This window comes from Reyranella sp. GW821-FHT12G01, from assembly GCF_058806575.1.
Map to the genome: position 1 here is coordinate 2,998,272 of NZ_JBXAPV010000001.1, position 12,373 is coordinate 3,010,644.

Here is a 12,373-nt window from a genome sequence, read left to right on the forward strand (position 1 = left end):
CATTTGAGCGGGATTTGACAGGCTGCAGGGAGACTTGGATGCTCCGCCGCCTCGCGCCGGAGCGGGGCCTGCAATTCCTGCGAGAATTCGCTGTAAAATACATCCGGCCGAATGCCACCGCCGGCCCGCTCGGCAGCCAGTTTTGAAAGAAGCGTACGCCTCCTCATGAATACCGTTCCGACCGCCAATCCCTGGCTCGCCGCCGTCGCCCCCTCGCCCATCGGCGAGACCAAGCGCTGGGTGCTGAACCGCACCTTCCCCGCCGACCGGCCGCTGATCGATCTCAGCCAGGCCGTACCGGGCTATCCGCCGGCGCTCGAGCTGCGCCAGCATCTCGGCCAGTTGCTGCTCGATCCGACGATGCACGGCTACACGCCGATCCTCGGCATGCCGGTGCTGCGTGAGGCCTATGCGGGCCACCTCTCGGAATTCTACGGCGCGCCGATCGCGCCCGGCGAAGTCGGCATCACCTCGGGCTGCAACCAGGCCTTCTGCCTGGCGCTGATGAGCATCGCCAAGGCCGGCGACCAGGTGATCCTGCCGCGTCCGCATTACTTCAATCACGACATGTGGATGCGCATGCAGGGCGTCGAGCCGGTGTCGCTCGACTTCCGGCCGGGCTCCGGCGCGGTGCCGAATGCCGAGGATGCCGAGAAGCTGATCGGACCGCGCACCCGCGCCATCATCCTGATCTCGCCCAACAACCCGACGGGCGCGGTCTATCCGCCGGCCACGATCCACGCCTTCTATGAACTCGCGAAGAAGCACGGCATCGCCCTGCTGCTCGACGAGACCTACAAGGATTTCCTGCCGCAGGGAGAGCGGCCGCACGATCTCTTCAGCCGGCCCGACTGGCGCGGCACGCTCGTGCACCTCTACAGCTTCTCCAAGGTGTTCGCGCTGACGGGTTATCGCGTGGGCGGCGTCACCGCCGGCGCCGGCCTGATGGCCGAGATCGAGAAGGCGATGGACTGCGTCTCGATCTGCCCGCCGCGGCTTGCGCAGGAGGCCGCGCTCTACGGACTGCGCAACCTGCTGCCCTGGGCTCGCAACAACACCGCCGGCCTGAAGGCGCGCGCCGACATGCTGGGCCAGGGCCTGGAGCGCTCCAACCGCTGGCGCCTCGTCAGCATCGGTGCCTACTTCGCCTACGTGGAGCACCCGTTCGCGGGCACGCCCTCGACCGAGGTCTCCAAGCGCATGGCCGACGAGGAGAACCTGCTCACCATCCCCGGCGACATGTTCGGCGCGGGCCAGGAGCGCTTCATCCGCCTCGCCTTCGCCAATGTCACCGACGACAAGATCCCGACGGTGCTGGAGCGGCTGGAGCGATTCGGCGTGTGAGGCCGATCCCGCGCCTCACTCCTTGCGCAGGATCTTCTCCATCGCCTTGCCCTTCGCCAGCTCGTCGATGAGTTTGTCGAGGTAGCGGATCTCGCGCATGGTCGGTTCCTCGACCTCCTCTACGCGAACGCCGCAGACGACGCCCTTGATGAGGGCGCGCGACGGATTGGGTTTCGGGGCGTTGGCAAAGAAAGTCTCGAAGTCGGTCTGCTTCTTGATCTGAGAGTCCAGCGCCTTGGCGCTGTAGCCGGTCAGCCAGGCGATGATCTGGTCGACCTCGGCCTTCGTGCGCCCCTTCCTCTCCGCCTTGGTGACGTAGAGCGGGTAAACGCTCGCGAAGCTCGTCGTGTAGATGCGATGCTTTGCCATGACGGCGATGCTAGCCTATCCGCCGACGCCATCAACGCCCTCACGAGGATTCCCCCAATGCCGCACGCGACGACGCCGGATGGCGTGAAACTCTATTACGAGGAAGCCGGCACCGGCACGCCGATCCTGTTCGTCCACGAATATTGTGGCGACTGGCGCGCCTGGGAGCCGCAGATGCGGTTCTTCGCCCGCCGCCATCGCTGCATCACCTACTCGTTCCGCGGCTATCCCGGCTCCGACGTGCCGGCCTCCGGCGACATGTACGGCCAGCAGTTCGCCGTCGACGACGCCCTGCACATGCTCGACCACCTGAAGATCCCGAAGGCGCACATCGTCGGCCTGTCGCAGGGCGCCTTCGCGACCGCGCATTTCGGCCGCTGCTATGCCGACCGCGCTCTATCGCTCACCCTGGCGGGCGTCGGCTCCGGTGCAGGCCGCGACGGGCATGAGCAGTTCAAGAAAGACGCGGTGACGACGGCCGGGCTCATCCGCAAGGATGGCATGGCGAAGTACGCCGAGAGCCTGACGACCAATCCGACGCGCTCGCGCTTCAAGGTGAAGGATCCACGCGGCTTCGCCGAGTTCACCAAGCATCTCTCCGATCATCCCGACGTCGGCGCCGCCAACACCATGGAGAATTACCAGGGCAAGCGGCCGTCGCTCTACGACTTCGAGGAGGAATGGAAGAAGCTCGACGTGCCGACGCTCATCATCTGCGGCGACGAGGACGATCCTTGCCTGCAGCCGAGCCTCTACCTGAAGCGCGTCCTGCCCAACGCCGGCCTCGCGATGTTCGCCAAGACCGGCCATGCCGTGAACATCGAGGAACCGGACGCGTTCAACCGCGAGCTCTGGAACTTCATCATCATGTCGGAAGCCGGCAAGTGGACCGGACGGCAGCCCGTCGCCGCCGGCGCGGGCCTTATCTGACCGTTACGGCGTGATTGAGCGGGCCATGGCCGCGTCCGAAGCCGGGCGCGGTCTCGATGGCCTTGCGGACATAGTCGCGCGCACGGGCGACGGCATCGTGCAGCGTCATCTTCTGGGCGAGGCCCGCGGCGATCGCCGAAGCCAGCGTGCAGCCGGTGCCATGGGTGCTGCGGCTGTCGATACGCGCATCCTCGAAACGGTCGAACTTCCCATCGTGAAACAGCAGGTCGACCACGCGGTCGCCCTCAAGATGGCCGCCCTTCATCAGCACGGCCTTTGCACCAAGCGCGGCAAGCCGTTCGGCCGCGCGCTTCATGTCGGCCTCGACGCGAACGGGAAATCCCACCAGCACCTCGGCTTCAGGAAGGTTGGGCGTGATCAGCGCCGCCATCGGCAGGAGCGTGTCGCGCAGCGCCGCTTCCGCCTCGGTCAGCAGCAGCCGGTGACCGCCCTTGGCCACCATCACCGGATCGACCACCAGCGGCACGCCGGCGGCATGCTTCCGCAAGTTCGCGGCCACGACCTCGATCACCTCGGCGCTGTGCAGCATGCCAGTCTTCAGCGCGTCGGCGCCGATGTCGGTCAGCACGACCTCGATCTGCTGCGCGATGAACGCCGGATCGATGCCGATGACGCCATGCACGCCTTCGGTGTTCTGCGCCGTGAGCGCGGTGATGGCGGTGGCGGCAAAACCGTTCATCGCGGTGACGGCCTTGATGTCGGCCTGGATGCCCGCGCCGCCGCCGGAATCGGAACCGGCGACGATCAGCACGCGGCCCTTCATGCCGCCTGCCGGGGAATCGCCTCGATGATCTGGTCGACGACGCTGCGGACGAGATCGGAATCGTCGCCCTCGGCCATGACGCGGATGAGAGGCTCGGTGCCGGACTTGCGCACCAGGATGCGCCCGCTCTTGCCGAGCTTGGCCTCGGCCGAGGCGATCGCCTTTACGACGGGCGCAGCATCGAGCGCGGCCGTCGCGTCGACCACGCGGACGTTCTTCAGGAGCTGCGGCACCGGCTCGAAGGCGCGGAATAACTCGCTCGCCGGCTTGCCCACCTGGATCAGCGCGGCCAGCGCCTGCAGCGCCGCCATCAGCCCGTCGCCGGTCGTGGCATGGTCGGTCATGATGATGTGGCCGGACTGCTCGCCGCCGAGATTGTATCCGTCGGCCCGCATGCGCTCGAGGACGTAGCGGTCGCCGACCTGGGTGCGCACCAGCTTGAGCTTGCGCGCATCGAGGTAGCGCTCGAGGCCAAGGTTGGACATCACCGTCGCCACGACACCGCCGCCGGAGAGCCGGCCGCTCTGCGTCCACTGGTCGGCGATCGTCGCCATGAGCTGGTCGCCGTCGATCACCTGCCCGTTCTCGGCCACCATGATGACCCGGTCGGCATCGCCATCGAGGCCGATGCCGATATGGGCGTGGTGAGCGACGACCTGCTCCTGCAGGACGCCGGGATGCGTCGAGCCGCAATTGCCGTTGATGTTGAAACCGTCCGGCGAGACGCCGACGCGGATGACTTCCGCGCCGAGTTCGGAGAGCACCGTCGGCGCCACCTTGTAGGCCGCGCCATTGGCGCAATCGACGACCACCTTGAGGTCGCTGAGATCGAGGCCGCGCGGCGCCGACGCCTTGACTGCCTCGATGTAGCGTCCCTGCACGTCATCGAGTCTCTGCGCCCGCCCGATCAGAGCCGCGTCGGCGAGCTTGAGGTCCGACGGCGCCATCACGAGCGCCTGAATCTCGGCTTCCACGGCATCGGAGAGCTTGAAGCCGTCGGGACCGAACAGCTTGATGCCGTTGTCCTCGTAGGGATTGTGCGACGCCGAGATCATCACGCCGACATCGGCGCGCATCGACCGCGTGAGGAAGCCGACCGCCGGCGTCGGAATGGGGCCCAGCAGGAACACGTCGACGCCGACCGACAGGAAGCCCGCCGTCAGCGCCTGTTCCAGCATGTAGCCCGAGAGGCGCGTGTCCTTGCCGATGACGGCACGATTGCGATGGGCGCCGCGACGGAACACCTGTCCGGCGGCCATGCCGATACGCATCGCCATTTCGGCGGTCATCGGAGCGGTGTTTGCACGACCGCGAACGCCGTCGGTGCCGAAAAGAGAACGAGCCATGACGGCCGTTTTACCGCATCGCCTCGAAGACCGCGAGGGCTTGCCGGGTGGCGACGACATTGTGCACGCGCACGATCGATGCGCCCCGCCGCACCGCCTCGACCGCCAGCCAGGCCGAAGCCGGATCGCGATCGGCCGGTTTCTCGAGGCCCGTCAGCCGGCCGATGAAGCTCTTGCGCGACGAACCCACTAGCACCGGATAGCCCGCATCGGCCAGCCGCCCGGCGCCCGCGATCAGCGCGAGTTCCTCCTCGACCTTCTTGCCGAAGCCGAGGCCGGGATCGAGCGCGATGCGCTCGCGACGAACGCCTGCCGCCTCACAGACGGCGGCGCGGTCCAGCAGGAAGCGACGGACATCCTCGACGACGTTGTCGTAGGCCGGGCCGGCGTAGCGCTCTTCAGGGGTGCCGCGTCGGTGCATCAGCACGACATCAGCGCCGGCTTGGACGACCGCCGGCAGCATCGCCTCATCGTCGCGCAGGGCCGAGACGTCGTTGACGATGCGCGCACCCGCCGCGAGGCCCGCACGTGCGACGGACGCCCGCCGCGTGTCGAGCGATATGACCGCGCCCTGCCGCGCCAGCCCCTCGACGACGGGAAGGATGCGCCGCTGTTCTTCCTCGGGAGAGACCGCCGCCGAGCCGGGGCGCGTCGACTCACCGCCGACATCCAGGATGTCGGCGCCCTCGGCCATCAGGCGCAGGCCATCTTCTATGGCCCGCGCGGGGTCGAGGCGTTCACCGCCGTCGGAAAAAGAGTCGGGCGTCACGTTCACGATCGCCATCACGAGAGGGCGATCGAGGGCGAGGCCCGCGAAGCCGGGCGTCAAACGCCCGGCTGAGGCTCGGGATTGGCACCCGGCGCGGGGCCGGCGCTGGTCGGGACCGATGCACGGCGGCGGCGATCGGACGAACCCGCTCCGCCGGTGTCGTCGCGCACGACCTTCTCGCCGCGCAGGATCGTGCCGATCTCGTCGTTGCTCAGCGTCTCGTACTCGAGCAGCGCCTTGGAGATCGTGTGCAGGTCCTCGAGACGCTCCGTCAGGATCGTGCGGGCACGGCCCTCGGCCTCCTCGATCAGGCGGCGAACCTCCTGGTCGATGAGCTGCGCGGTCGCCTCGGAGATGTTCTGCGTCTGCGTCACGGCGTGACCCAGGAAGACCTCCTGCTCGTTCGCCTGGTAGCGGACGCGGCCGAGCTTCTCGGACATGCCGTAGGCGGTGATCATGCCGCGCGCGGTCTGGGTCGCGACCTGGATGTCGCTGGCGGCACCCGTCGTCACGTTCTCCGGACCGAACACCAGCTCCTCGGCGAGGCGGCCGCCGAACATGATGGCTAGGCGCGACTCGAGGTACTGCTTGGTGTGACTGAGGTGATCGCGCTCAGGCAGCTGCATGGTGACGCCCAACGCGCGACCACGCGGGATGATCGTGACCTTGTGCAGCGGATCGCTCTTCGGCACGTGCATGGCGACCAGCGCATGGCCCGCCTCGTGATAGGCCGTGAGCGTCTTCTCCTCGTCGGTCATCGCCATCGAGCGGCGCTCGGTGCCCATCAACACCTTGTCCTTGGCGTATTCGAAGTCGCCCATCGTCACGAGGCGCTTGCCCACGCGCGCGGCGCGCAGGGCGGCCTCGTTCACGAGGTTGGCGAGATCGGCGCCGGAGAAGCCCGGCGTACCGCGGGCCAGCACGCGCGGATCGACGTCCGGCGCCAGCGGCACCTTGCGCATGTGGACCTTGAGGATCTTCTCACGACCGCCGACGTCCGGATTCGGCACCATGACCTGGCGATCGAAGCGGCCCGGACGCAGCAGCGCCGGATCGAGCACGTCGGGACGGTTGGTGGCGGCGATCAGGATCACGCCCTCGTTCGCCTCGAAGCCGTCCATCTCGACCAGCAGCTGGTTCAGCGTCTGCTCGCGCTCGTCGTTGCCGCCGCCCAGGCCCGCGCCACGATGGCGGCCGACGGCGTCGATTTCGTCGATGAACACGATGCAGGGCGCGTTCTTCTTGGCCTGCTCGAACATGTCGCGCACGCGGCTCGCGCCGACGCCCACGAACATCTCGACGAAGTCGGAGCCCGAGATGGTGAAGAACGGCACGTTGGCCTCGCCCGCGATGGCGCGTGCCAGCAGCGTCTTACCGGTACCCGGGGGACCGACCAGCAAGCAGCCCTTGGGAATCTTGCCGCCCAGGCGCTGGAACTTCTGCGGGTCCTTCAGGAAGTCGACGATCTCCTCGAGTTCGCCCTTGGCCTCGTCGATGCCGGCGACGTCGTCGAAGGTGACGCGGCCGTGCTTCTCCGTCAGCAGGCGCGCCTTCGATTTGCCGAAGCCCATGGCGCGGCCGGTGCCGCTCTGCATCTGGCGCAGGAAGAAGATGTAGACGCCGACCAGCACGAGCACGGGCAGCCAGCTCACGAAGATGCTGCCGAGGTTGACGCCCTCTTCCGCCGGGCCCGCATCGACGCGGTCGACGTTCTTGATGAGCATCGGCATCAGCTGGTCATCGGGCGGCGTGCTCGGCGCGTAGGTCGAGAACTTCTGAACGCCGTTGCGCGGCTCGCGGAAGGTGCCGCTGATCGTGTTGCCCTGGATGCGGACATCCTGGATCTGCCGCTGCTCGACCGCCCGGACGAACTCGGAATACGAGATCGTGTTGCCGGGAGAACGGGTCGTTCCGCCCTGGAAGACGCTGTAGAGCAGCGCCAGCAGCAGGACGATGACGATCCAGAGGGCAGCGTTACGATTGAACGGGTTCACTGATGGCTTCCGTTAAATGGGGCTACGATCAAGATGGGTTGCGGCCGCCGGGTCGCAAGCGAAAAATACAGCGGGAATCAAGGGCTGCCGTCCATTCCTGCCATTTTCGGGCCGGACAATCCACATCAGCCGCCGCGAGTCGGCAGCCTGACGCAGGGCAAATTGGCAGCCCGCCAGGGTAAAATCCCGGGCGCGGCCGGATTTACCGCGCTCCGGCCCGCCCGCCAGCCGGACCAGCGCCCGGTCCAGCCGGTCCCGTCGGGGCGGATGATCGCTGCCCCCCAGGGCCTGGACGACGCGGCTCACCAGCCGGCGGCGCAGATCGAGGGGCAGCCGCTCGACGGCCTCCCGGTCGACGGCGACGCTTCCGTCCTCCCGAGATTCCAGCAGCCCGACGCCGGCCCGTGCGGCCTTGGCCTCCTCGCCGGCCCTCACCTGGTCTGCATCCGACGGGTCAGCCGCCACGCCGCCCGCCAGCCGCAGGCGCGCCCGCTCGAAGCGTGGATCGGTGTTGGACGGATCGTCGATCCAGCCGATGCCTCGCTCCGCAAGCGTGGCCGACAGTCGCCGCCGCGGCACGGCCAGGAGCGGCCGCAGGAGACGGACTTCCGGCCACTCCACGAGCGCCGCCATGCCGGCGAGCCCGTCGGGGCCGCTGGCGCGGGACGCCCGCATCGCGATGGTCTCGGCCTGGTCGTCGGCGTGATGGGCCACCAGCAGGTGCAGGATGCCGCGGTCGCGGCAGGCCTCGCGCAGCAGCCGATAGCGCGCTTCACGGGCGGCTTCCTGCAGCCCGGCCTGCGGCTTTGCGCCGGTCCAGCGCAGCACGACGCTCTCGATGCCCTGACACTTCAGCACATCGGCCGTCAGCTTCGCCTCATCGGCCGCTTCGGCTCGCAGTCCATGGTCGACGATCAGCGCCAGCGCACGGCCGCCTCTCCCCGTGGCCCAGGCGTGCGCCAGCAGCGCGAGGCTGAGCGAATCGCGGCCGCCTGAAACGGCAACCGCGAGATCGGGATATGTCTCGAAAGGCGCAAACGGCGCCATCAGGCGCGCGAAGGTCTCCCCGTCGACCGGCCGAGAGTCGGCAGGCTCGCTCACCCGCAGGCGTTCTTCGTCCGCTCCTGCTCGATCCGCCGCTTCTGCAGATCGGTCGCGCGCGGATAGTCCTGGTTGAAGCGCGCGAACACCGCGCAGGCATCGGGCTTGCGGCCCAGCATGGACATCGTGATGCCGAGCTTCAGCAGGTTGTCGGGCCCCTTCGGGCTCGTCTTGTAGATTTTGTAGCCCTCGGCGAAGGCCGTCAGCGCGTTGTTGTAGTCGCGGCGGGCGTAATAGGTCTCGCCCAGCCAGTACTGCGCGTTGCCGGCCAGCTTGCTCTGGGGATTGCGCTGGACGAACGTCTTGAAGCCGCGCTCGGCGCCGGCATAGTCGTTCTCCTGCAGCTTCTTGAAGGCCTCGTCGTAGAGCTGCTCACCCGAGGCCTGCGCGCCGGCGGCCGGCGTGGGCGTCGGACCCGGAGGCGCCGCGGGAGCGCCGGGGGCTGCCGTCAGACCGCCGGGACGCGGCGCCGCGCCCCCCGGCTTGCCGCCGCCACCCTTCTCGAGCTGGTCGATGCGATACTCGTAGTCGGCCTGCATCTTCTCCATCTGCTGCTGCAGCGTCGCGTTGCGATGCTGAAGCTGCTCGATCTGGCCGGTCATCATCGTGAGCGACTGCTGGAGCTGGTTGAGCCGGTCTTCCAGGTAGACGGCATCGCCTCCCCGTTGCGCCGCCGCGGCGGTCGGCAGGGCAAGGGCGACAAGGAGGACAAACCGGGACGAAAGGATCTTCATGGTCAGCGCTTTGTTCACATCAAACGCGGCCATTTTCAGGCATCGCCGCCCCGCCTCCAAACGAAAATGCTCCAAATGAAAACGCCGGTCGCATGCGACCGGCGTTTCCTTCACTCGACCTCGGTCCGAGGCGGGTTCTACTCGAGCGCCGTGACGGCGCGGCGGTTACGCGCCCAGGCCGCTTCGTCGGAGCCGACCGGATCGGGACGCTCCTTGCCGTAGCTGACCGTCTTGATGCGCGCCGCGGGGATACCCTGGGCGATCAGGTACTGGCGCGCCGCGTTGGCGCGACGCTCGCCGAGCGCCAGGTTGTACTCGCGCGTGCCGCGCTCGTCGCAATGGCCTTCGACGGTGATCTGGTAATTCGTGTACTTCTTCAGCCACTCGGCCTGACGGTTCAGCGTCTGGCGACCGTCTTCGCGAACGGTGGACGAATCGGTGTCATAGAACACCCGGTCGCCGACGTTCTGGCGGAAGTCGCCGACCGAGCCGGGCGTCACGGATGTGGAGGCCGCCGATGCTGTCTGCGTCTCGTTGTTGCTGCAGGCTGCGATGAGGAACATCGCTGCAAGGGCCGACAAAGCCTTGATCATGCTCATATTTCGATCCACTCCCTGACAGAAGCGACCCGGGCGAAAGCCACGCACGGGTCGACGCGGGTTACCATATACGTCGTTACTGCGGAATCAACGGTGACCATGCAGGGTCCGACGCGTCCGTCGGCGTCGGCACCTGCCGTTCGAAGCGGCCGGTGATGTCGACCTGATGCAGCGTCGCCGAGCCCGCCCGACCGCCCGAACTGGGTTGCTGGCGGAAGAACATCAACACGCGTCCGTTGGGCGCCCAGGTCGGTCCTTCGACCAGGAAGCCGTTGGCCAGCATGCGCTCGCCGCTGCCGTCCGACCGCATCACGCCGATGCCGAAACCGCCGGCCGAGATCTTGGTGAAGGCGATGAAGTCGCCGCGCGGCGACCAGACCGGCGTGGCGTAGCGGCCCTCGCCGAAGCTGACCCGCCGTTCGCCGCCGCCGCCGGCGCTCATGATGTAGAGCTGCTGGGCGCCGCCGCGGTCGGAGTTGAACACGATCTGCGAGCCGTCGGCCGAGAAGCACGGCGAGGTGTCGATGGCCGGCGAGTTGGTCAGGCGGCGAAGCTGGCGGCCGCGCACGTCCATCTCGTAGATATTGGTGCGGCCGTTCTCGGCGATGCTCATCACGACCTTGGAGCCATCCGGCGAAAAGCGCGGCGCGAAGCTCATGCCCGGGAAGTTGCCGAGCAGCTCGCGGCGGCCGCTGTCGACGTTCTGCAGGTAGACGCGCGGCGGGCCGTTGTTCTCGCCGTACGCCATGTAGACGATTTCCTGCAAGGTCGGCGAGAAGCGCGGCGTGAGCGCAATGGTCTTGCCGTCGGTGATGTAGCGGTTGTTGGCGCCATCCTGGTCCATGATGGCGATGCGCTTGACGCGATTGCCGGCCGGGCCGGTCTCGGAGACGTAGGCGATGCGGGTGTCGAAGTACCCCTCCTCGCCGGTCACGCGCTTGTAGATGGCGTCGGAGATGATGTGCGCGAGGCGACGCCAGTTGCTGGGCTGGCTGGTGAACGACAGGCCGGTGGCCTGCTGGCTGGTGACGACGTCCCACAGGCGGAAGTCGACCTTGATGTTGCCGCCGACCGACGCGACCTGGCCGACCACCAGGCCGGCCGCGCCGACGCTGCGCCAGTCCTGGAAGCGCGGCGGCGCCGTCGCATCGATATCCTGCTGGATGTAGGCGCTGGACGGGATGACGCGGAACAGGCCGGAATTCTGCAGGTTGTTGCGGATGACGCCCGCCATCTGGGCGCCCACCGGGTCGCCCTTGAAATCGACGATGGCGATCGGCACCGGCTCGAAGCTCGGCCGCGTCATGTCGATCGTGAGCTGCGCGCGCGCCGTGCTCGCAATGCCGGCGGTGGCGAGAGCCACACCGCCCAGCAGGGTCGTCCGTCGGGGAAGCATCATGTGGGACCTCTTCATCTTAAGGTTTCTGTAGCGCGAGGGGTCTTAGTAATCGCGTGGGTCGAAATTGAACGTGATCGATTTCCAGCTGGTGAACTTCTCTGGCGAAAGCGGCCAGGGCTGGCAACGCGGATTCATGATGGCGCGGTGCGCCGCATCGGCGGCGGCACGATACACCGGATCGCTGTTGTAGCGACCGGGATCGCGCAGTTCAGCCTTCACCGGCGTGCCGTTCTGATTCATGTCGACGACGAACGAAATGATCATAGCTTGGTCACGGGAACCGCCCTGCGTGTTCCAGCACGGGCGGATCTTCTGGCGTACGCCCTCGATCTCGCTCGCCGTCACGACGGTGGCAAAGTTCGGCGCGGCCGGCGCCTGGCGCGTGACCTGCTGCACCGGCTTGGGGCTCTGCTCGGGCGTCTGAACCTTATTCTTCGAATCCTTGTTCTTCAGGATGTCGTCGATCATCGAATCGACGGTCTGCTTGGGCGGCGTCGGCTTCGGCGGCGGCGGCTTGGGCGGCTCGGGCTTCTTCACCTCGGGCGCAGGCTTCGGCGGCTCGGGCGGCTTCTCGACCTTCGGTGGCTCCGGCTCCTTGGGCTTCATCGCCACAAGATCCTCGACCGGCTTGGCGGCTTCGGTCTTGGGCTTCTCTTCAGGCTTGGGCGGCGTAGGCGGGGCCGGCTTCTCGACGACCTCGGGCGGCTTGGGCGTGGGCGGTGTCGGCGGCGGCTCGCCCGACTTCGGCGGCGGCGCCTTGGTCGTCTCCTGGGCGATCGGCACGTCCTTGGGCTGCGGCGGCGGATTACCCAGGGTCGGCGCCGCAGCCTTCGCCGCGATCGCCTCGAACTCGACCATCACCGGCTCAGGTTCCAGCGGCGGCGTGCGGCCGAAGAAGTCGAGATTGAGCACCGCCGCCGCCAGCACGAAGACATGCACCATCGCCGACACAATGGCCGGTGTGCGCATCTCGATGCTGGCGGGGTGGCGTGACACCATCGTCC

At 67.6% G+C, this 12,373-nt stretch carries 12 protein-coding genes; 2 read left to right on the forward strand and 10 right to left on the reverse strand.

The genetic code is table 11. The features are described 5' to 3' along the window. Nucleotides 1–165: 165 nt before the first annotated feature. The gene (locus AC1RP5_RS14460) at nucleotides 166–1,344 is read left to right on the forward strand and encodes an aminotransferase (RefSeq protein ID WP_493111569.1); all 1,179 of its coding nucleotides are present in this window, start codon (nucleotides 166–168) and stop codon (nucleotides 1,342–1,344) included. A 15-nt stretch (nucleotides 1,345–1,359) separates the two neighbouring features. Here AC1RP5_RS14460 and AC1RP5_RS14465 read toward each other — a convergent pair whose 3' ends face one another. After that, on the reverse strand, nucleotides 1,360–1,713 hold the full coding sequence (locus tag AC1RP5_RS14465; protein ID WP_493111571.1) for a DUF2200 domain-containing protein: 354 nt from the start codon (nucleotides 1,711–1,713) through the stop codon (nucleotides 1,360–1,362). A gap of 57 nt (nucleotides 1,714–1,770) precedes the next feature. On the opposite strand from AC1RP5_RS14465, the gene AC1RP5_RS14470 reads away from it, so the two are divergent. After that, nucleotides 1,771–2,643, forward strand: a complete 873-nt coding sequence (locus AC1RP5_RS14470) for an alpha/beta fold hydrolase (protein WP_493111572.1) — start codon at nucleotides 1,771–1,773, stop codon at nucleotides 2,641–2,643. Here AC1RP5_RS14470 and thiD read toward each other — a convergent pair. The 9 genes from thiD to AC1RP5_RS14515 form a co-directional block, all read right to left on the reverse strand. Continuing rightward, nucleotides 2,636–3,427: a bifunctional hydroxymethylpyrimidine kinase/phosphomethylpyrimidine kinase gene (thiD, locus tag AC1RP5_RS14475; RefSeq protein WP_493111574.1), complete on the reverse strand. Its 792-nt coding sequence runs from the start codon at nucleotides 3,425–3,427 to the stop codon at nucleotides 2,636–2,638. The two genes, AC1RP5_RS14470 and thiD, sit on opposite strands and share 8 nt — an antisense overlap. Continuing rightward, entirely contained in the window at nucleotides 3,424–4,773 is a 1,350-nt protein-coding gene (gene glmM, locus AC1RP5_RS14480; RefSeq protein ID WP_493111576.1) for a phosphoglucosamine mutase, read from the reverse strand. The genes thiD and glmM overlap by 4 nt, the downstream gene beginning before the upstream one ends. A gap of 10 nt (nucleotides 4,774–4,783) precedes the next feature. Further along, nucleotides 4,784–5,602 (reverse strand): dihydropteroate synthase, encoded by an 819-nt coding sequence (gene folP, locus AC1RP5_RS14485; RefSeq protein WP_493111577.1) that lies wholly within the window; start codon nucleotides 5,600–5,602, stop codon nucleotides 4,784–4,786. Continuing rightward, nucleotides 5,599–7,536 carry an ATP-dependent zinc metalloprotease FtsH gene (gene ftsH / locus AC1RP5_RS14490; RefSeq protein ID WP_493111579.1) on the reverse strand — a complete coding sequence of 646 codons (1,938 nt, stop codon included), beginning with the start codon at nucleotides 7,534–7,536 and terminating at the stop codon, nucleotides 5,599–5,601. The genes folP and ftsH overlap by 4 nt, the downstream gene beginning before the upstream one ends. Before the next feature lie 12 nt (nucleotides 7,537–7,548). After that, on the reverse strand, nucleotides 7,549–8,637 hold the full coding sequence (tilS, locus tag AC1RP5_RS14495) for a tRNA lysidine(34) synthetase TilS (protein WP_493111580.1): 1,089 nt from the start codon (nucleotides 8,635–8,637) through the stop codon (nucleotides 7,549–7,551). After that, nucleotides 8,634–9,404: a tol-pal system protein YbgF gene (ybgF, locus tag AC1RP5_RS14500; protein ID WP_493111581.1), complete on the reverse strand. Its 771-nt coding sequence runs from the start codon at nucleotides 9,402–9,404 to the stop codon at nucleotides 8,634–8,636. The genes tilS and ybgF overlap by 4 nt, the downstream gene beginning before the upstream one ends. Before the next feature lie 104 nt (nucleotides 9,405–9,508). After that, the gene (gene pal, locus AC1RP5_RS14505) at nucleotides 9,509–9,970 is read right to left on the reverse strand and encodes a peptidoglycan-associated lipoprotein Pal (RefSeq protein WP_493111583.1); all 462 of its coding nucleotides are present in this window, start codon (nucleotides 9,968–9,970) and stop codon (nucleotides 9,509–9,511) included. Between the two features lie 76 nt (nucleotides 9,971–10,046). Beyond that, a complete protein-coding gene (gene tolB / locus AC1RP5_RS14510; protein ID WP_493111584.1) occupies nucleotides 10,047–11,369 on the reverse strand; it encodes a Tol-Pal system beta propeller repeat protein TolB in 1,323 nt (440 codons plus the stop codon). A gap of 42 nt (nucleotides 11,370–11,411) precedes the next feature. Next, the gene (locus AC1RP5_RS14515; protein ID WP_493111586.1) at nucleotides 11,412–12,368 is read right to left on the reverse strand and encodes a hypothetical protein; all 957 of its coding nucleotides are present in this window, start codon (nucleotides 12,366–12,368) and stop codon (nucleotides 11,412–11,414) included. Between the last annotated feature and the right edge of the window lie 5 nt (nucleotides 12,369–12,373).

Bases quoted from the DNA above. Each gene is read 5' to 3' on its own strand.
- AC1RP5_RS14460 (WP_493111569.1), top strand. From the start codon at position 166: ATGAATACCGTTCCGACCGCCAATCCCTGGCTCGCCGCCGTCGCCCCC.
- AC1RP5_RS14465 (WP_493111571.1), bottom strand. From the start codon at position 1,713: ATGGCAAAGCATCGCATCTACACGACGAGCTTCGCGAGCGTTTACCCG.
- AC1RP5_RS14470 (WP_493111572.1), top strand. From the start codon at position 1,771: ATGCCGCACGCGACGACGCCGGATGGCGTGAAACTCTATTACGAGGAA.
- thiD (WP_493111574.1), bottom strand. From the start codon at position 3,427: ATGAAGGGCCGCGTGCTGATCGTCGCCGGTTCCGATTCCGGCGGCGGC.
- glmM (WP_493111576.1), bottom strand. From the start codon at position 4,773: ATGGCTCGTTCTCTTTTCGGCACCGACGGCGTTCGCGGTCGTGCAAAC.
- ybgF (WP_493111581.1), bottom strand. From the start codon at position 9,404: ATGGCCGCGTTTGATGTGAACAAAGCGCTGACCATGAAGATCCTTTCG.
- pal (WP_493111583.1), bottom strand. From the start codon at position 9,970: ATGAGCATGATCAAGGCTTTGTCGGCCCTTGCAGCGATGTTCCTCATC.
- tolB (WP_493111584.1), bottom strand. From the start codon at position 11,369: ATGATGCTTCCCCGACGGACGACCCTGCTGGGCGGTGTGGCTCTCGCC.
- AC1RP5_RS14515 (WP_493111586.1), bottom strand. From the start codon at position 12,368: ATGGTGTCACGCCACCCCGCCAGCATCGAGATGCGCACACCGGCCATT.